Raw genomic sequence first — 19,889 nt, forward strand, 5'->3', positions numbered from 1 at the left:
ACTCTTCAGTTAAAATCATTTTGAAGTTTTAATCTAAACTTCCAAATCTGGCTCATCAATTTTCTGACTTAAATTTCACTCAAATAAACTTCGAGTAATTTAAACCAATCAATCAATGAAATATTTTCGATCAATCAATCAGTAAAAATCCACACAAGTTGTTCTTCATAATCTCTTAATGATCTTATTTTCACTTCGTCAGTGAAAATATAACGCAAAACTTTCTCTACAACTTAACCCTGTGAGCTAAGTTTCTAAGTTGTTTCGCGTTGGGATGGGTGCATTATAGGGCAATTTCCTACACGTGCAAGTGCTTTTAACTGCTTGTTTTCACGAGTGTTGGATTTTTATGCATCATATTGGCTCAAAAATACACAAACCACCCTATAAACACTTAATTTTAAATAAAAATATATTTTTTATATTTTTATCATCAATATTTACTTATTTTGCAGCGAGCACAGGCTTTACCGTGACACTTAGAATTTTAACCGCTTGTTTAGGTACATTTTGGTGCATCCCATAGTTGCCCGTCGGTACTTTCACAATACGATCTACCACATCCATACCTTTAGTGACTTTACCAAATACCGCATAACCTGCATTTCGAGGGCTTCTATTTAAGAAGTCGTTATCTGCCACATTAATAAAGAATTGGCTGCTTGCAGAATCAGGGTGATTCATACGTGCCATTGCCAAAGTACCGCGTGTGTTCTTCAAGCCATTGCCTGATTCGTTACGAATAGTCGCTTTGGTTGGTTTTTCTTGCATCTTGGCATCCATACCACCGCCTTGCACCATGAAGCCTGGAATCACACGGTGGAAGATTGTGCCGTTATAGAAATTTGACTTGGCATAATCTTCAAAGTTTTTTGCAGAAATAGGCGCTTTGTCATTAAACAACTCAATTTCTATATTGCCCATGCTGGTTTTCATTTCAATAATGCTGTTTGCCGCCATTACATTAAAGCTCATCGCCATTGCGGCAAGTGTGAACATACTTTGTTTTAACATTTACTTGGCAATCCATCTGTGTTGTATTCGGAATTCGTCTATATTAATAAGATTACGATAATAAATCAGTGGCTATTTTTTATCACGCTGGAAAACTTATGTATAAAAATAATTCAGATCATACCGTGCTGTGTTTGCCGCCTTGGTTGTTGCAAGGTGAAGCCTATATTCTAAATTATTGGCTCAGCTCCTCTGCTTTAAAACAGGCACAGATTTTTGGCTTAACACCTTCAGCATTTGGGTGTGTGGTACAAATCATGTTGGTGCGCTATGCACAAAGCCCAATTGGCGCCTATGATGAGTTGCTGATTTTAGATCATCCCGTATTGCAACGACGTGTGTTATCTAATATTCCCAAGATTTTTGTTTCCACAGAATCTTCTGTCCAGCATGGACAACAACTTTGGGGGATTCCTAAAGAATTGGCCACATTTGAATGGCAGGCGCATGCTCAGCAAAGCACTTGTACCATTCGACAGGCAGATTTAGAACTCTGTATTCGATTTGAGCAGCATACAAAAGGTCGATACATCAATGTAAATAGTCAATATCTGCCCGCTGCATTATTAAAGATCACACAAATCTGGCAAGGTAAATGTTATCGCTTTAGTCCTTCATTTCGTGGTCAATTGATCCCACTAAAACAAGTTTCTTGGCAACCCAACTCCTCATTATTTCCAGATGTTTCCCAGGCACGTTTATTGACTGGCTTTTACGTGCCTGCGTTTGAACTGATTTTTCCTGAAGCCACAATTCATTCTAAGAAATAAAGTTCCACGTGAAACAAATTGAACCCATAGATACAGATTTTCAATGGCGAGGACGATCCCAAAACTTTCTAAAGTTTTTACACATTTCAATGCTGAGTTTTTTTGCACGGCTCGACACAAAACTCAGGTTAATAAAGCCATGTGCCTGATCTAAATATTCAACATACTTAGCCGTTACCTGATTTTGACGTAATTTATGTGCATAAATTTCCGCTTCATCGTGCAGCACATCATGCCCTGCTGTGACCACAAAAGCAGGCGCTAATTTTTTTAACTTCCCAAAAGTTGGAGAAATAATCGGATCATCCAAAGCCACTTGGTGCTGCGTAGCGTAGTGATGCGTCACGAAATCTATATCTTGCTCTGTGAGCACCAAGCCATCTTTATAGGCAAAAAATGAAGGGTGTCGGCTTTTAAAATCCAATGCAGGATAAATCAGGAACTGTGCCTCGGGTGCATAGGCACTGTGCACACTACGCTGCGCAACCACTGCCGCAATATTACCGCCAGCACTATCACCTGCCACCGCAATACGGTTTTTTAAAATTTTCATTTGACGACGATGTTGATAAGCCCACGCCAAAGCCTCTTCACAGACCTGAATAATCTGCTGTGGACTGGCTTCAGGTGCAAGCGGATACGCCACACTCAACACTTGCGCATTGGCATGCACTGCCATCAAACGACAGAATTCATCATGGCTGTCTAAACCACCCACCACAAAACCACCACCATGATAAAACACAATTAAAGGCAGTTTTTTATGCGGTGCAGGATGATAATAACGTGCTGCAATATCACCGCTGGGTAAATTTAAGCGAACCTCTTCCACACGCTTGACTGCTGTTGGCGTACTGGCAATAGATGCGATTTGACGGTCAAATTGCTGTCTGGACTGAATGGGGTCTGCACCAATAAAACCAACTTTACCTTGCTTTAATTGTGCCGCCATCATGCATTTAATAAAAGGATCAAGGTCAGGGTATTGATAAGGATAAGCCAAGGCCTGCGCTAAGGCTTCATGCGCTCTGTCAGGCAATTTATTTAAAAAACGCGCAGCCGTTCCCTGCCCTTTGTGTAACCTCTGTTTAAGCGATGAATTCAAGATTTGCATGATTGTTCCTTTTTATATGCGTAAATTCTTCATCATTTCTTCATGATTAAATGCAAAATGACCATTTTGTTATACAAGTGCTTCAATCGTTATACATATCTAAACTTTCTATACGCTAACCTGCTTTTATGACGCTGTCATTGACAATTTAGCTGCCCATTATGCATGTTTCTTGCAAATTCATAGATTGGCTCAGGAGGTGGAACATGGCTAAAAAACTGATATTACTCTCATGCGCTACTGCTTTTTTAGCCGTAGGCTGTGTCGCATTTCCTGAAGATGGTTACTACGATGGTCGCTATGATCCTCGTTATGAACGTCGCCATGATTATGATGATCGACGTTATGACTATGATCGTCAGCGTTGGGAATATCAACAGCGCCAACAACGGGTAGAATTAGAACGTCGCAAGCGTGAAATTGAGCGTCGTGAATGGGAACAAAACCGACAAAAGCAATTGCAACAGCAAAAACACGAGCAAGAACGCCAGCGTTTAGCTGAGCAACGTAAACGACTTCCGGAACAACAGCGCAAGCAGCTTGAACAAAAACGCAAACAGCAAGTCGAAGCTGAACGTAAAAAACGCGAAGATATACGTAAACGCTTGCAACAACAGCGTGATGCACAACAAAAACGCTGGCAGGAAAACCGTAAAGAGCGTGAATAACGTCGTGATCGTGATTAAAAGTGAATGCGTCATTGCTTATATAAGCACAATTTAGAAATACTTGCTCAGCATGTAATTCAAAATGATGGCGCAATCTTTCGATCATTTTATGACTTCGATAAAAACAAAAAAGATCAAGCAAAAAAAAGGCTTATCCAGAGGTTGGATAAGCCAGAAAACACATTTAACAATACACCAGAAACTACAGCGATATAGCATCTATGCGCAAAGAATAAGCAGCGTATAGACTGTTGTAAAATATTTAATTTCTCTGAAATTATTTGTTTTAGCTCTTACTTAACACACCATTAGCACAGCAACTTGATGAAAGCTAAAATCTAAAACCATAAGTAACAGATCAATCCCTATATAAATCAATTACTTTCATGCTTTTAAATCCACTTTTTCACCCCAAAATGCCGCATCATTTTTGCTTCAAACCCTCCTTCAATTGCAACATTAAAGTGCGGCAAAGTCGTTATTTTTAATTAAAGTTCAAAGCAAAATAAAATTAATCTGCAAAGACGCTTGAATTTTATCTGCCCTGCCCCGATTTCTTAGCTAATTACGAACTTCTCGAACCATGGCAGTTCAGCAATAACGCAGTTTGCATTAGCACTGACGCCAAAGGACTGTACATGTTTAAAAACCCATTTAAACGGAGTAAATCAATGGCAACTGAGCAGAACGAGCAAACTCAAGACCTTGAGCAAGCGCAAACGGAACCACAAACAGCGCAAGATACTGAGCAAGCAGAAGTTTCCGTTGAATCTTTACAAGAACAACTGAACAAACTTGAAGAAAGCTTAAAACTGGAAAAAGCACGTACTGCCAATGCTGTTTACGAAGCTGAAAAAACCAAAGAACGCTTAGAACGTGAAGCAGATACCGCTAAAAAGTTTGCTTTGGAAAAGTTTGCCAAAGAGTTATTGGATTCTGTAGATAACCTTGAACGTGCCATTGCCGCCAATGGCGATGAAAAAACCGCATTGTCTGAAGGTGTGGAACTTACGTTGAAATCTTTACTCAGCACCCTAGAAAAGTTTGGTGTGGTGGTGATTGATACAGCTAGCGGCTTCAATGCAGACCTGCACCAAGCAGTGGGTATTGATCCAACTGCGAAAGCCAACGAAATTGGTAACGTGTTACAAAAAGGCTACACCCTACATGGTCGTTTACTACGCCCTGCAATGGTGATGGTTGGCGCTTAAGCCTTATAAATTCGAGGGTTGATAAAAAATTTTCATCTAAACAACTTGAAAAATTTTGATTGGCTCTCATATCGAATAACAAGTGAAAACATTGCAAAAGAATTTTTGAGGAAACATCCAAATGGCTAAAATCATTGGTATTGACTTAGGTACAACTAACTCATGTGTAGCGGTACTTGAAGGCGACAAAGTTAAAGTAATTGAAAACGCAGAAGGCGCACGCACAACTCCATCTATTATTGCGTATAAAGATGGCGAAATTCTTGTAGGTCAATCTGCAAAGCGTCAAGCGGTAACCAATCCAAAAAATACATTATTCGCTATTAAGCGTTTAATCGGTCGTCGTTATGAAGACCAAGCGGTACAAAAAGACATTGGTCTTGTACCTTACAAAATCATCAAAGCAGACAATGGTGATGCTTGGGTTGAAGTGAATGACAAGAAACTTGCGCCACAGCAAATTTCTGCTGAAACTTTGAAAAAGATGAAAAAGACTGCCGAAGATTACTTAGGCGAAACGGTGACTGAAGCAGTAATTACTGTACCTGCGTACTTTAACGATGCGCAGCGTCAAGCAACGAAAGATGCGGGTAAAATTGCTGGTTTAGAAGTTAAACGTATCATTAACGAACCAACTGCTGCTGCACTTGCATTTGGTATGGACAAGAAAGAAGGCGACCGTAAAGTTGCTGTGTATGACTTGGGTGGTGGTACTTTTGACGTATCTATCATTGAAATTGCAGACCTAGATGGCGACCAGCAAATTGAAGTGTTATCTACCAACGGTGATACTTTCTTAGGTGGTGAAGACTTTGACAATGCCTTGATCGAATACTTGGTTGAAGAGTTCAAAAAAGAACAAAACTTCAACTTGAAGCAAGATCCATTGGCGCTACAACGTCTAAAAGAAGCGGCTGAGAAAGCAAAAATTGAGCTTTCTTCTTCTAACGCGACTGAAATTAACTTGCCATACATCACTGCAGATGCAACTGGTCCTAAGCACTTAGTGATTAACGTGACACGCGCTAAACTTGAAGGTTTAGTGGCAGACTTAGTTGCTCGTACTATTGAGCCATGTAAAGTTGCGCTTCAAGATGCTGGACTTTCAACATCAGACATCTCTGACGTAATTTTAGTCGGTGGTCAATCACGTATGCCACTTGTACAACAAAAAGTACAAGAGTTCTTTGGCAAAGAACCACGTAAAGACGTGAACCCAGACGAAGCAGTTGCAATTGGTGCAGCGATTCAAGGTGCGGTATTGTCTGGTGACAAAACTGACGTATTGCTTCTAGACGTAACACCATTAACGCTTGGTATTGAAACGATGGGCGGTGTGTTGACGCCAATCATTGAGAAAAACACTACGATTCCTGCAAAGAAATCTCAAGTGTTCTCAACAGCAGCGGACAACCAGCCTGCGGTAGATATTTCGGTTTACCAAGGTGAGCGTAAAATGGCTCAACAAAACAAATTGTTGGGTAACTTCCAATTAGGTGACATTCCACCAGCGCCACGTGGTGTGCCACAAATTGAAGTATCATTCGACATTAACGCTGACGGTATCTTGAAAGTATCTGCTAAAGACAAGAGCACAGGCAAAGAGCAATCTATTCAAATTAAAGCAAACTCTGGTTTGAGCGATGCTGAAATTGAAGCGATGATCAAAGATGCTGAAGCGAATGCTGAAGAAGACCGTAAGTTTGAAGAACTTGCAAAAGCACGTAACGAAGCCGATGCACTTGTTTCTTCAGCTCAAAAAGCAGTAAAAGACCTTGGTGAACAAGTCACTGCCGATGAGAAAACTGCGATCGAAACTGCGGTCACTGAACTTGAAGCCGTGACGAAAGAAAATGATGTAGATGCAATCAAAGCGAAAACTGAAGCATTGCAAAACATCATCATGCCAATTACACAACGTGCTTATGAAGCTGCACAAGGTCAAGGTGGTGCACAAGGTTTTGACCCGAATGCATTCCAAGGCGATGCAGGTCAACAAAAAGCTGACGATGGTGTGGTTGATGCTGAATTCACCGAAGTGAAAGATGACAAAAAATAATTTGTCGCTTTAACACAAACCAAAAACCGCGCTGCAAACCATTGCAGTGCGGTTTTTTTATGCCCAATGAATATGCATCTTTTTTTTAAACTTAGATTCTCAAATCAATACGCTAAAGCCTGAGTAAACCTCTAAATAGATTGAGTTACTGCCCTGCTTTCGGCTACAGTAAGTCAAAAAAGGAAGTTGCTTGGCGATGCGTTTGTTTCTTTTGGGTGCAATCATAGTATTTGCTATTTTGCTGATTTATCAAAATATTCAACACCCTCATACACGGCACAATACCGCACTTGATCGATTGCAACATCCTTTAGACACACGCTTACGCTACCGTATTGCAGAGCTAGACCCACGTTTTGGGTTGGGTCAAGCCGATTTGCTTCGCATCAGTCAGGAAGCTACCGATATTTGGAAACACGGCACGGGACAAGATTATTTTGTCTATGACCCAAAGGCCAAACTCGCAATTCATTTAATTTATGACCAACGACAAGATGAGTCTAATCAACGTCGTCAAGAGCTCAGTGAAATTGAACAACGTCAACAGCATTGGAATGAACAAAGCCTGCAAGTTCAGATGCTTAAACAGCAAATTGATGATAAAAACTCACAACTTGCTGCTAAAAAAATGCAGTTTGAGCAGCAACTCGCACAATACAATCAACAAGTTCAACAGATTAATCAAAGTGGTGGATTACATCCGTCACAACATGAGGTTTTTGCAGCTAAGAAGCAAGACATCCAGCAACATATGTGGAATTTAGAGCATGAAATTGCGCAATTTAATCAGCAAATTAATCAGCTCAATCAACAAGTAGATGCACTCAATCAACTGAATCAGGACATTGATGTATCTATACAACAATATAACATCCGCTTTCAGCCTCGTTTATTTGACAAAGGCAGTTTCGATGGACGTGCCATCCGAATTTATGAGTTTCAATCTGAAGATGATTTACGCTTAACCTTGGCACATGAGTTTGGACATGCACTTGGCTTGCAACATCACAATGACCCACATGCCCTAATGTACCCCATGTTAAAAGATCAACAGTTGAAAAATTTCCAACTCCGCCCGGCTGATATTGATTTGCTACATGCACGGCATTAAATAATCAAGCCGAATTAAAACAACCACACAGCCTGCCCCGCAGCATCGTTACATAGGCATTACACGCGAAGAGGCAGCAAATTTACTCATTTCATGTTATTGTGGACGCTCTGTATAACCCTGAACGATCTGTGGAGATTCATGTGAGTTACTACCATATTCTGATTGAAGTAAATGACCACATCAGCACGATTGAACAAACCCGTGATATCGAAATTTTTGATATTGTTGAGCTTCAACCTTATCTCCACTCGATTTTATTGCCATATTTTAATGAGCAAATCATTGAATTAGATGATGAAAATATTGAATACAAAGATATTTTGCATCTTGAAGTTAGACAGACCTTACTTCCAATTGAGCATTTAATTGAAGAAGAACAACGTCTACTACCAAGTGATACAGACATCACCATTTCAGCCTACGAAATTTTTAATAATCGTGAATTAAGCCAAGATGTCACGACTGTGATTTTTGATTTGCTCGAAGCTGTGAAGATTGATACCTCTGCGGTATAAATATTGAGCTTTAGCTAAAATATAAAAAAGGTCTGCAATGAAAGCAGACCTTTTTTTTATGTAAACATATTATTTTTATTGAGAAATATCTGCCGATTATTGCATCATTTGTTTGGCAGTTTCATTACGGAATGCACGCAAAATTTGTTGCCCTGCCCGACCCGTTGGTGACAACCCCAGTCGAATTTGCTCCTGACGAATCGCTTGACGGGTTTTGTCGCCAATTAAACCATCGACATCACCAATGTCATAACCACGATTTAACAAAAAGCGTTGAATTTCTCGGCGTTCTGCACGAGATGTGCCCGCATCATCGGTTGGCCAAGCAGTGCGGAATGCAGACTGCCCCATTAAACGATCAGACAAATGCGCAATCGCTAAAGCATAACTTTCTGCTGCGTTATAGCTATAAATTGCATCGAAGTTTCTAAACACCAAGAACACAGGGCCATTAGCACCTGCAGGCGCCATTAAACCAGCCTGACTACTACCCGACAAATTGCCCTGAATTAAAGCTGAGCCATCTGCACGAGTTAATCCGCGGTTGACCCAACTACTTAGTGATTTTTTATTACGTCGCCCTTCTCCACTTAACGACATGCCGGCAGGAACATTCACCTCAAAGCCCCACGGCTGCCCTGTTTGCCAGCCACGGCGTTTTAAAAAGTTAGCAGTGGAAGCCAAAGCATCTGGAATACTGGAAACCAAGTCACGACGTCTATCACCATCAAAATCGACCGCCAATTCGTCATAGGTCGATGGCATAAACTGGGTATGTCCAAACGCCCCTGCCCATGAGCCTTTTAATTGTGATTCAGTGACATCACCACGTTGTAATAAACGCATGGTGGTAAAAAACTCGCCACGGAAATAACTTTGACGGCGTCCTTCGCAGCTCAAAGTACCCAATGTCTGTAATAATGGGTAGCGGCCAGAAATCGCACCAAAATTACTTTCCACACCCCAAACCGCCACCACAGTTTCGGCAGGTACGCCATAAGCTGCAGCAACACGATTCAACACTTCACGATGCTGCGCTAATTTTTGCTGTCCTAACTGTACCCGCTCATCATCGACCAGCCCTGATAGATAATCCCAGATTGGCGTGGAAAATTCAGGTTGATAATTTAAACGTTCAATCACCGAATAGTCTGGACTTAAATTTTGAGTGTAGCGGTCATAGCTACTGCCACTGACCCCTTTGGCAATGGCCTGACTACGTAAATTGGCCAAACAACTCTGAAAATGATTTTGTGGTTGAAAATTGGCAGATGAACTGACCGCAGGTGTTACGGTCATGGTTTTTCCATTTATAATCAGCTCGGCCTGAACCTGAGTTGCTGCCATTGCAGCAGTCGCAAAAATCACAGCGAAACGATGCATAATATCCTTTGATGTGCTTTGAATTTAAATCATGGCTTTACCATAACACCTTCAGCCTTAGAGATCAGATGAAAATCTGTAACTTTAAATTCATTTTCTCAATTTTAAATTCATATTTGGTTGTTGAATTTAAAAAACTTATCCACAAGTACTATATTTTTTATTTTTAAATTCAAAATTACAGCCAAGCAGCCGGCTTATAAATTTAAAAGTTTGAATTTAAATTAAGATGAGTAAAGTTATCCACAAAACTGGATATATTGCATTTCCCGAAGTAATTGATTTGAATTTAAAAGCAGTTTTTTTAAATTTAAAAACAACAACAACCAACACTTTTTATTTAAATTCAAAACTATTTACCCATTTTTAAATTCACTCTCCATGTTTAAATTCAAAGTTACACCACAGCTTTAAATTTAAAACACGCCATTTGAATTTAAAGTTTTGAATTCATTACTACTGTTTTTTCTAAGCAAACTTGTTTGTATTTTTATTAAGAGCCGCTGTTGGATACAATTGTTTGTGTTGATTAAAGCAAATTTATCTTAATCAACCCAGAATTGCAGGGTCAATTGGCTACAGATAAACGGTAGAAAGTATTGAAATAGTAAGATTTAAAATTTGTTGCACTTCATTTGAGAATCTAAGAGAGAAAAAAAGCGCTCAATCTTGAACGCTTTTTTATAATTTTTCGATTATGTATAGGCTTAGATACACATATCTTCACTGAGTGCCAAAGGATTTGGCAAAATTTTTGCCAACTGGCGGCATAAATCTGTCAATTCAGCAGCATCATTCGGCATTAAAGTAATATGCCCAATTTTACGGCCTTCACGCTCAGTTTTATTGTATAGGTGCAAATGTGCGCCATGTAATGCCAATACATCTTCAGTTTTTGGATGCTTGCCAATAATATTGACCATTACCGTTGGACGTACTACTTCGGTTGAACCTAATGGTAGTCCTGCCACAGCACGAATGTGGTTTTCAAACTGAGAGCACACCGCACCTTCAATAGACCAGTGACCAGAGTTGTGTACGCGTGGTGCCATTTCATTGGCATACAAACCTTGTTCAGTCACAAACAATTCTAGTGTCAACACACCCACATAATTCAAATGATTGAGTAGGCGAGTGATATATTCCTGCGCCATAGGCTGCAAGTCTGCACTGTTTGGTGCAGGTACAATTGAATGTGACAAAATACCATTGTGATGATGGTTTTCTGCCAATGGCCAAGTTTTCACTTCACCTTGCTGACCACGCACCGCAATAATAGAGACTTCACGTGAAAAGCTAACAAAACTTTCTGCAATCAGGCTACCTGCAGGGCCTAATTCTGCCCAAGCTTGTTCAATTTGATCCGCACTGCGCAGTACAAATTGACCTTTGCCATCATAGCCGCCTGTAGCAGTTTTTAGCACAATCGGCAGACCGAGTTCAGCTACAGCAGCCTGTAAACTTTCCAGTGAGTTGACTGCTTTATACGGCGCAACAGGAATTGCCAATTCATCAAATAAGCCTTTTTCCAGCAAGCGGTTTTGTGCAATCGCTAAGGCCTGACGTGGTGGATGTAAGTCTTTGTGCTTAATCAAGACATCTACATCTACCAATGGCGTATTTTCAAATTCAAGACTGAATACATCAGCACTGTGTATAAAATTTTGAAGGCTATTTTCGCTTTTACTGGCAAATACCTGCCCTAAAGCTGCTGCAGGGCAATCTGAACTGGCTTCAAAAAAGGTACATTGAATATTTAGCGGTAAAGCCGCTTGTGCCATCATACGGCCCAGCTGTCCACCACCAAAAATACCGATGGTCTTATCCATAGTAATTGTCCCGCTTAAGCCTGACCTGGAATATTGTTGCTTGAGACTTTCTCAGTTTGCGCAGCACGGAAATTAGCAACATTTGTTGCAATCTCTGGACGGGTTAAACCTAAAATCTGTGCAGCCATAATTGCGGCATTGGTCGCACCCGCTGGCCCAATCGCCAAAGTACCTACCGCAATACCCGCAGGCATTTGCACAATTGAAAGTAATGAATCGACACCATTTAAAATAGAAGATTTTACAGGTACACCCAACACAGGTAAGTCAGTTTTGGCTGCACACATGCCTGGTAAATGTGCTGCACCGCCTGCGCCTGCAATGATCACCTGAATACCACGCTCACGTGCTTGTTCAGCATATTCAAATAAGCGGTCTGGGGTACGGTGTGCAGAAACGACTTCCGCTTCAAATGGGACACCAAGCTGCTTCAGCATATTGGCAGTGTGTTCGAGAGTTGCCCAATCCGATTGAGAACCCATGATAATTCCAACGAGAGGAGCGTCTTGTGCAGCGGCCGCATTCATTACAAATATTCCAGAAACGAAACTAAGGAAAGATAAATTCAGGCGAGAAAGCCAAGCTTGAATAAGAACTCCACATTATAGACTGATTTTTCGACTTGTTAAAATTGAACACAGCCACCAAGTAGGCTTTTTTCATTATTTTTATCGGCTAAGTGCTGAACAATCTAAAATCTATAAACTTAATAGGGGATTCCCAAACCTGTTTAAGTCAGAATTCCCCGATTTTTAGGGAGTACGAAACACAAAATACACGCAGCCGCATAAGCATAAAGCTGCCCACACATAATCCAGTTTAAAAGGCTGCTTAAATAAAAAAATCATAAATGGTACAAAAACCAGTAAGGTCACAACTTCTTGGGTAATTTTCATTTGACCGACCGCCCAACCATGCTGTGCCAACAAACGGGTCGCAGGAATCATCAAGCTATATTCAAACAGGGCAATCACCCAACTGAATAAAATGGCCTGCCACAGCGGTGCATCGTGCGGTAAAAACTTGAGATGACCATACCAAGCCAAGGTCATAAAACAGTTTGCAATCACCAAAAGTAAAAGTGCCGAAGACATTGTGCCGTACTATCTAAAAAGTTCAGTTTATTTTACGGGGATTCGACCTTAAAAATACACGTAGACAAATTTTTTATCTTCTACTGAATTTTAAGCACTGCCATCGTCACATATCTGCTTAGATCTCACTTTAAAAATCATGCTGTCTAGATACAAGAATCACTATCTTTTCGCCAAAACCCTTGCTATCGTTGCTTCAAATCAAATTAATCACGACAACAGCACAACAGATAAGTGATGTGTCTATAAAAGCAGTGGAGTAAGGCGGAATGCATCTGCATATTTTGGGTATTTGTGGCACATTTATGGGCTCTTTGGCACTTTTGGCCCGCGATTTAGGACATACCGTCACAGGTTCGGACCAAAACGTATATCCACCGATGTCGACCCAACTAGAAAATGCAGGCATTACCTTAATGCAAGGCTATGACCGCAGCCATTTACAACCGCATCCTGATTTGGTGATTGTCGGCAATGCCATGAAACGCGGGATTGATGCGATTGAATACATGCTCAATGCAGGTTTGCCGTATATTTCTGGCCCACAGTTTCTGGCCGATCATGTCTTGCAAGGCAAGCACGTACTGGGCGTTGCAGGTACACACGGTAAAACCACCACCACCACCATGCTGGCGTGGGTGTTAGATCAGGCAGGCTTAGAACCTGGCTTTTTAATTGGCGGTGTTCCGTTGGGCTTTAGCGAAAGTGCACGTTTAGGTGCTGGCAAATACTTCTGTGTAGAAGCCGATGAATACGACTCTGCATTTTTTGATAAACGTTCCAAGTTCGTCCATTACCACCCTAAAACAGCTATTTTAAATAATCTTGAATTTGACCATGCCGATATTTTTGATGATTTGGCTGCAATTCAGAAACAATTCCATCATTTAGTGCGTACCATTCCAAGTGAAGGCCGCATTATTGCCCCAATTACAGAAAGTCATATTGATGAAGTGCTGGAGATGGGTTGCTGGACGCCTGTGCTGCGTACTTCGCTCGATGCACAGCCAAATGCAGAACTGTATGCAGAACAACTTGCAGCAGATGGTTCACACTTTAACGTCCTACAAAATGGTGTAATCAAAGGTGAAGTACACTGGAATATGACAGGGCAGCACAGTGTTGCCAATGCTTTAGCCACCATTGCCGCTGCTGAGCATGTCGGTGTTTCAATTGAAACAGCATGTATTGCGCTATCCAATTTTGGTGGGGTCAAGCGCCGTATGGAATTACTCGGTACACCGCGCGGCATTGAAGTGTACGATGACTTTGCCCACCATCCAACGGCCATTGAAACGACACTCGAAGGTGCACGCAAACGTTTAGGTGAACGTAAATTGTGGGCAATTATCGAACCACGCTCTAACACCATGCGCATGGGTAGTCACAAAGATGGCTTAGCCTATTCGGCACGTTTGGCCGATGCTGTGATCTGGTATCAACCTGAAGGCTTAGACTGGGATTTACAACCCGTGGTTGCCGCGGCCGACAATCATGCTGTGGTGGCCAATACTTTGGATGAGATCATTCAAACCATCGTCAGCCAAGCAGGTGAGGGCGATGCAGTCGTGATTATGTCTAATGGTGGGTTTGGTGGCTTGCACCAAAAACTGATGCAAGCATTGCAACACAGCGCTTAAACCATTAATTTCATTTAAAGGCCGTGTTTTGCAAAAAATACGGCCTTTTTTATATATTATAAATTTATATATTATTTTTAAAAAGCAACGATTTTGCTAATGAACTTGTCATCTTGTCCTGTTACCTTAGAAGAATAACATCCTGCGAGCATGACAATTGCAACAGGTTGGCTGCTGGATGTCTTTCATCATAATCACTAAAGAAGGATAGTCACAATGTCAAAAACAATGAAAGCCATGGTCTATCACGGCGCTAATGATATCCGTTTTGAAGATCGACCTCGTCCAGAAATTCTACAACCGACTGATGCGGTGATTCGCCTGACCAAAACCACAATTTGCGGTACTGACTTAGGTATCTGGAAAGGTAAAAACCCTGAAATTCAAGAGACAGCCGTAGCTAAAACAGGCAATTTTGATGGTCGTATTTTAGGTCACGAAGGTATTGGGATTGTAGAAGAAGTCGGTTCTGCTGTTAAAAACTTCAAAAAAGGCGACAAGGTGATTATTTCCTGCGTCAGCCGTTGTGGTACCTGTGAAAACTGTCAAAAGCAACTCTATGCACACTGCCGTAATGAAGGCGGTTGGATTATGGGCTATATGATTGACGGTACCCATGCAGAATATGTGCGCACCCCATTTGCAGACACTTCTTTGTATTTATTACCTGAAGGCTTAAATGAAGAAGTTGCTGTATTCTTGTCAGATGTATTGCCAACTTCACATGAAATTGGTGTGCAATATGGTGATGTCAAACCAGGTGATACCATTGCAATTGTAGGTACAGGCCCGATTGGTATGGGGTGTTTGCTTACCGCACAATTCTATTCTCCTGCACAAATTATTGCAGTAGATATGGATGATAACCGCTTGGCAATGGCCAAAGAGCTAGGTGCAACCCATACGGTAAACTCAGCCAAAGAAGACGCTGTACAACGCATTTTAGAAATTACGGGTGGCCGTGGTGTTGACTGTGCCATGGAAGCTGTCGGTATCGAAGCAACTTGGGACATCTGCCAAAATGTAGTGAAAGAAGGCGGACATATTGCCAACGTGGGCGTACATGGCAAGTCTGTGAACTTTGAGTTGAATAAACTCTGGATTAAAAACTTAACCATCACTACAGGCTTGGTGAATGCCAACACCACAGGCATGCTGTTAAAAACATGCTGTTCAGGTAAATTACCTTTGGAAAAACTGGCAACCCACCATTTCAAATTTGCAGAATTTGAAAAAGCCTATGATGTGTTTAAACATGCTTCAGATGAAAAAGCCCTGAAAGTGATGATTAATTACGAATAAACTAGACTGAACTGTACTCAACAAGCCAATTCATATTTTGTGGATTGGCTTGTTTTTCTTGAGATACATCAAAATAAACACTTTAGCCCAACATGTTCTAAAGTCTGAGCTCATTGAAGGTGAGTAGTTGTTTAAATACACTAAGCCACTACATCAGCAAATTCAGCTTCACGTTGGAACATCACATCAACATAGGAGCAGGTTGGGACAATTTTAAGCTGCTTTTCACGTGCAAATGCAACTAAGGCATCTAATAATTGACGTGCTACACCTTGTCCACGCAAGGAGTTATCTACCCAAGTGTGATCTGCCACTATGGTCGCTTCATTTTGATATTGATAAGTAATTTCAGCGATATGCCGACCATCACGTTCAATAAAAAATTCACCGCCACGTTGGGTTTCTTGATGTTGAATTTGCATAAATCACCTATCACACTAAATCTATTTTTTAAATTTGCCACATTCAGCAAAAATGTATTGTGCTAATTTGTACATAGCTAGCATCGCTCTAGCACAGAAAAAATTGCACTCTATTTAAAATTATGTAATTCTTTGCACAGATTTAGGCCATGGCCTAATCCCAAATTGTTTGAACAAGGGGAGTAGCCTCCTCCAAACGTTAAAATCAATTTTAACGTGTCAGCGTTTCGTCATTACACTTTGCAAAAAGTCGGACGCTGAGCATCGTGCCTGAATACATAAAAATTTCAGCACGATGTAGGCAAGACCTTGATCATGTTGTTACAGATGTTTTATATCATCTGACAACGGGTCAAGGTTTTTTTGTGGCCAATTGTCGGATGCGGAGATTGTATGGAATCTATCGGCAATTTATGGCTTTACACCGCTTTTTTTGCAATTGTGGCCGTCATGCTCGCTATTGACTTCTTAGGCTTTCGGCAAAAAGCAGGCGAATCAGTCAAAGTAAAAACTGCTGCCTATTGGAGTATAGCCTGGGTCAGTGTTGCGGCTTTATTTGGTGGCGGCTTATGGCTATACCTCAAACAGCATTTTGGTGTTGAAATCGCCAATACCAAAGTCATGGAATACTTTGCGGGTTATTTACTGGAAAAATCTCTAGCAATTGACAATGTCTTTGTCTGGTTAATGATTTTTGCCGCGTTTGCAATTCCTGCAGGTTTACAACGCAAAATTTTACTCTACGGCGTATTAGGTGCAATTGTACTCAGAACCATTTTTATTTTTATTGGAGCTTGGTTCGTACAAGAATTTTCATGGATTCTATATCTGTTTGGCGCATTCTTGGTATACACGGGCTTTAAATTCTTAAAAGGCCCAGAACAAGAAGCCAGCAACATCGAAGATATGGCGCTGTTAAAATGGTTACGCAAACACATGCGTATCACGCCAACACTACAACAAGACAAATTCTTTGTTCGCCAAAACGGCGTACTTTGGGCCACACCACTCTTTTTAGTTTTAATTTTGGTCGAAGCATCTGACGTGATTTTCGCCGTCGATTCAATTCCTGCAATTTTTGCAGTCACCACCGACCCGTTTATTGTCCTGACTGCAAATTTAATGGCTATTTTAGGCTTGCGTGCCATGTTTTTCTTGCTCTCTGGTGCAGCCAGTAAAATGCATTACTTACCTTATGGCTTAGGTCTAATTTTGCTGTTTATTGGTTTTAAAATGTTGATGCTGGATGTCTTCCACATGCCAATTTGGATCTCACTGGGCTTTATTGTGATTGTACTGAGCGTTACTGCTTGGTTGTCTATTCGCCACAGCCGTAAACATCATCAAACCACGCTATAAGCTATTAGTCTCATATTAATTGCTCCAATCAGCCTTCTTTCGGGAAGGCTGTTTTATTCTTTTCATTTATCATCTGGTCAAACTTTAAGAGAAAATTGAGCTAAATCTTTGTATATTTCAGGTACAATCCAGCGAAAAAATAAAATACAGGTTGTTTCCATGTCATCTGCCATAGCTCGCACCGCCATTCGTGGTCGCTTTCTGGATTTTCAAAATAGCGTCACTCAAGCACAAGAGCTGCCTGAACAAGTACGCTATATCGAAGATGCCTTGCTGATTTGCGAACATGGCAAGATACAGTGGTTTGGTACTTGGCAAGCAGGGCAGTCACAACTCACTGCAGATACGCCCATACAGCATTATCCTGAGCATTTAATTGTGCCAGGACTGATCGACACCCATGTGCATTTTCCACAAACTGAAATGATGGGCGCGTATGGTGAACAATTATTGGAATGGCTAAATAGCTATACTTTTCCAACCGAACTACAATTTTCAGATCAAGCCTATGCAAATCAGATTGCTCAATTTTTTGTGCAGGAATTACTCAAAAATGGTACCACGACAGCGTTGGTATTCTGTACGGTGCATCCTGAATCGGTAGATGCTTTATTTGAAGCTGCACAACAGCAACAAATGCGTTTGATTGCAGGTAAAGTGATGATGGACCGACATGCACCTGAAGCCTTATGCGACACCGCAGAAAGCGCTTACGCAGACTCTAAAACCTTAATTGAAAAATGGCATGGCAAAGGACGTAATCTATATGCCATTACCCCACGTTTTGCACCGACCTCCAGTCCTGAACAGTTGGCACGGGCAGGGCAGCTTAAAGCCGAATATCCAGACGTATATCTGCATACCCATTTAAGTGAAAACCCAAATGAAATTGCTTGGGTCAAACAGCTATTTCCTGAACAACAGGGATATTTAGATGTCTATCATCACTATGGCTTAACTGGTTCACGCTCGGTTTTTGCGCATTGCGTGCATTTGGAAGAAAATGAATGGCAATGTCTGCATCAAACAGATTCAGCGATTGCCTTTTGCCCAACATCCAATTTATTTTTAGGTAGTGGCTTATTCCCTTTGCAACGGACTTGGGAGCATCAAGTCAAAGTTGGCATAGGTACCGATGTTGGGGCAGGGACATCCTTTAATATTTTACATACCCTCAGTGAAGCTTATAAAGTGCAACAGCTACAAGGCAACAAACTCTCGGCCTATGAAGCGCTCTATCATGCCACTTTAGGAGCGGCCAAAGCGTTAGATTTAGACGACAAACTTGGCAATTTTACGGTAGGGAAAGAAGCTGATTTTGTGGTGTTAGACTTGCATGCCACTGCTTTGCAAAGCTTACGCCAACAACGCGCAAAAAACCTTGAAGATGCCTTATTTGCCCTCATTACGTTAGCAGATGACCGTAACATTCATGCGACCTATATTTATGGACAACGTGCCTACTACAACCCTACAAGCAACCCAAAACCAAACGCTGAAGCACCTCCAAAAGCAGGAATCTAAACCTGCTCGACGTCCTATGCTCCGAGTGCTTGGACTGGGAATGTTGGCGCTCGGCTGTGCCTTTTTGTTACGCTCAGATGCATCTCAAAGCAAAAAATGATGTTATTTTAACCATGCAAGAGGATGCAACATCCACCAAGATATATTAAAATTAAGACATATTTTGAGGTGTTGCAGGTCAACACCTTTTTTATTTTTGCTTTTTAGGTATCTACCCATGACAGTTGAAATGCAGGTTTTGATTTCTGCAGAAGAAATCCAGACAAAAGTTCAGGAACTTGGTCAAAAAATTAATGCACACTATGCCAACAGTGATAAAGAATTGGTGTTGATTGGCCTATTACGTGGCTCGGTGCTGTTCATGGCAGATTTATGCCGCACCATTCACAAGCCGCATGAACTGGATTTTATGACCGTATCCAGTTACGGTGGCGGTACTGTGTCTTCGCGTGATGTGAAAATTTTAAAAGATCTCGATGGTGAAATTCGCGGTAAAGATGTGTTGGTGGTTGAAGATATTATTGACTCAGGCAACACTTTAAATAAAGTCGTTGAAATTTTACAAACGCGTGAACCAAACTCAATTCAGCTATGCACCTTAATTAGTAAGCCATCACGCCGTGAAATTGAACTTGATGTCCAATTTATGGGCTTTGAAATTGAAGATAAATTTATTGTCGGTTATGGCCTAGACTACGATCAGAAATACCGCCACATTCCATTTATTGGTGAAATTGGTTTATAAAAACCGAATACATCCTGTTTTTAAAAGTGATCTTTGGATCACTTTTTTTAGGCCTATTCTTTGTACTTCCTGTATCAAACAGGACAAAAACACAACATGCTGTAGCATTATTTGACTGTTTTCCTC

The 19,889-nt window shown here is 41.1% G+C and carries 18 protein-coding genes; 11 read left to right on the plus strand and 7 right to left on the minus strand.

Annotation, left to right across the window (positions count from 1 at the left end):
• Positions 1 to 444: 444 nt before the first annotated feature.
• Positions 445 to 1,014, minus strand: coding sequence for a peptidylprolyl isomerase (locus tag HHA43_RS10045; RefSeq protein ID WP_168526401.1), 570 nt, complete (start codon positions 1,012 to 1,014; stop codon positions 445 to 447).
• Positions 1,015 to 1,112: 98 nt separating this feature from the next.
• Here HHA43_RS10045 and HHA43_RS10050 point away from each other — a divergent pair, with 98 nt between their 5' ends.
• Positions 1,113 to 1,784, plus strand: coding sequence for an acetoacetate decarboxylase family protein (locus HHA43_RS10050; protein ID WP_168526399.1), 672 nt, complete (start codon positions 1,113 to 1,115; stop codon positions 1,782 to 1,784).
• A gap of 40 nt (positions 1,785 to 1,824) precedes the next feature.
• On the opposite strand, the gene HHA43_RS10055 is transcribed toward HHA43_RS10050, so the two are convergent.
• On the minus strand, positions 1,825 to 2,898 hold the full coding sequence (locus tag HHA43_RS10055; RefSeq protein WP_168526397.1) for an alpha/beta hydrolase: 1,074 nt from the start codon (positions 2,896 to 2,898) through the stop codon (positions 1,825 to 1,827).
• Positions 2,899 to 3,104: 206 nt separating this feature from the next.
• Between HHA43_RS10055 and HHA43_RS10060 the strand changes: the two genes are divergently transcribed.
• The 5 genes from HHA43_RS10060 to HHA43_RS10080 all read left to right on the plus strand — a co-directional run bounded on the left by HHA43_RS10060 (position 3,105) and on the right by HHA43_RS10080 (position 8,465).
• On the plus strand, positions 3,105 to 3,566 hold the full coding sequence (locus HHA43_RS10060; protein ID WP_168418714.1) for a DUF1682 domain-containing protein: 462 nt from the start codon (positions 3,105 to 3,107) through the stop codon (positions 3,564 to 3,566).
• Between the two features lie 638 nt (positions 3,567 to 4,204).
• Positions 4,205 to 4,777 (plus strand): nucleotide exchange factor GrpE, encoded by a 573-nt coding sequence (gene grpE, locus HHA43_RS10065; RefSeq protein ID WP_265087823.1) that lies wholly within the window; start codon positions 4,205 to 4,207, stop codon positions 4,775 to 4,777.
• A 121-nt stretch (positions 4,778 to 4,898) separates the two neighbouring features.
• Positions 4,899 to 6,836 (plus strand): molecular chaperone DnaK, encoded by a 1,938-nt coding sequence (gene dnaK / locus HHA43_RS10070; RefSeq protein WP_168418716.1) that lies wholly within the window; start codon positions 4,899 to 4,901, stop codon positions 6,834 to 6,836.
• A gap of 196 nt (positions 6,837 to 7,032) precedes the next feature.
• Entirely contained in the window at positions 7,033 to 7,947 is a 915-nt protein-coding gene (locus HHA43_RS10075; protein WP_168418717.1) for a matrixin family metalloprotease, read from the plus strand.
• A 131-nt stretch (positions 7,948 to 8,078) separates the two neighbouring features.
• Positions 8,079 to 8,465 (plus strand): hypothetical protein, encoded by a 387-nt coding sequence (locus HHA43_RS10080; protein ID WP_168418718.1) that lies wholly within the window; start codon positions 8,079 to 8,081, stop codon positions 8,463 to 8,465.
• Between the two features lie 96 nt (positions 8,466 to 8,561).
• Here HHA43_RS10080 and HHA43_RS10085 read toward each other — a convergent pair whose 3' ends face one another.
• The 4 genes from HHA43_RS10085 to HHA43_RS10100 form a co-directional block, all read right to left on the minus strand.
• The gene (locus tag HHA43_RS10085; RefSeq protein ID WP_168542562.1) at positions 8,562 to 9,848 is read right to left on the minus strand and encodes a lytic murein transglycosylase; all 1,287 of its coding nucleotides are present in this window, start codon (positions 9,846 to 9,848) and stop codon (positions 8,562 to 8,564) included.
• A gap of 707 nt (positions 9,849 to 10,555) precedes the next feature.
• On the minus strand, positions 10,556 to 11,677 hold the full coding sequence (locus tag HHA43_RS10090; RefSeq protein WP_168526393.1) for a 5-(carboxyamino)imidazole ribonucleotide synthase: 1,122 nt from the start codon (positions 11,675 to 11,677) through the stop codon (positions 10,556 to 10,558).
• A 14-nt stretch (positions 11,678 to 11,691) separates the two neighbouring features.
• Complete coding sequence (gene purE, locus HHA43_RS10095) at positions 11,692 to 12,204, minus strand: 5-(carboxyamino)imidazole ribonucleotide mutase (protein WP_168418721.1); 513 nt, start codon at positions 12,202 to 12,204, stop codon at positions 11,692 to 11,694.
• A gap of 225 nt (positions 12,205 to 12,429) precedes the next feature.
• On the minus strand, positions 12,430 to 12,771 hold the full coding sequence (locus tag HHA43_RS10100) for a DMT family protein (protein WP_168418722.1): 342 nt from the start codon (positions 12,769 to 12,771) through the stop codon (positions 12,430 to 12,432).
• A gap of 269 nt (positions 12,772 to 13,040) precedes the next feature.
• On the opposite strand from HHA43_RS10100, the gene mpl reads away from it, so the two are divergent.
• Both mpl and HHA43_RS10110 read left to right on the plus strand, forming a co-directional pair.
• Positions 13,041 to 14,411 (plus strand): UDP-N-acetylmuramate:L-alanyl-gamma-D-glutamyl-meso-diaminopimelate ligase, encoded by a 1,371-nt coding sequence (gene mpl, locus HHA43_RS10105; RefSeq protein WP_168526391.1) that lies wholly within the window; start codon positions 13,041 to 13,043, stop codon positions 14,409 to 14,411.
• Positions 14,412 to 14,627: 216 nt separating this feature from the next.
• Positions 14,628 to 15,713: a zinc-dependent alcohol dehydrogenase family protein gene (locus HHA43_RS10110; RefSeq protein ID WP_168418724.1), complete on the plus strand. Its 1,086-nt coding sequence runs from the start codon at positions 14,628 to 14,630 to the stop codon at positions 15,711 to 15,713.
• A 140-nt stretch (positions 15,714 to 15,853) separates the two neighbouring features.
• Here the strand turns inward: HHA43_RS10110 and HHA43_RS10115 are convergent, their stop codons facing one another.
• Entirely contained in the window at positions 15,854 to 16,135 is a 282-nt protein-coding gene (locus HHA43_RS10115) for a GNAT family N-acetyltransferase (RefSeq protein WP_168418725.1), read from the minus strand.
• Positions 16,136 to 16,528: 393 nt separating this feature from the next.
• Here HHA43_RS10115 and HHA43_RS10120 point away from each other — a divergent pair, with 393 nt between their 5' ends.
• The 3 genes from HHA43_RS10120 to hpt all read left to right on the plus strand — a co-directional run bounded on the left by HHA43_RS10120 (position 16,529) and on the right by hpt (position 19,763).
• Positions 16,529 to 17,494, plus strand: a complete 966-nt coding sequence (locus HHA43_RS10120) for a TerC family protein (protein WP_168418726.1) — start codon at positions 16,529 to 16,531, stop codon at positions 17,492 to 17,494.
• Between the two features lie 159 nt (positions 17,495 to 17,653).
• Entirely contained in the window at positions 17,654 to 19,018 is a 1,365-nt protein-coding gene (gene guaD, locus HHA43_RS10125) for a guanine deaminase (protein WP_168526389.1), read from the plus strand.
• 217 nt (positions 19,019 to 19,235) lie between these two features.
• Complete coding sequence (gene hpt / locus HHA43_RS10130) at positions 19,236 to 19,763, plus strand: hypoxanthine phosphoribosyltransferase (protein WP_168418728.1); 528 nt, start codon at positions 19,236 to 19,238, stop codon at positions 19,761 to 19,763.
• Positions 19,764 to 19,889 lie beyond the last annotated feature (126 nt).

Source organism: Acinetobacter sp. A2, assembly GCF_012371325.1.
Lineage (GTDB): Bacteria > Pseudomonadota > Gammaproteobacteria > Pseudomonadales > Moraxellaceae > Acinetobacter.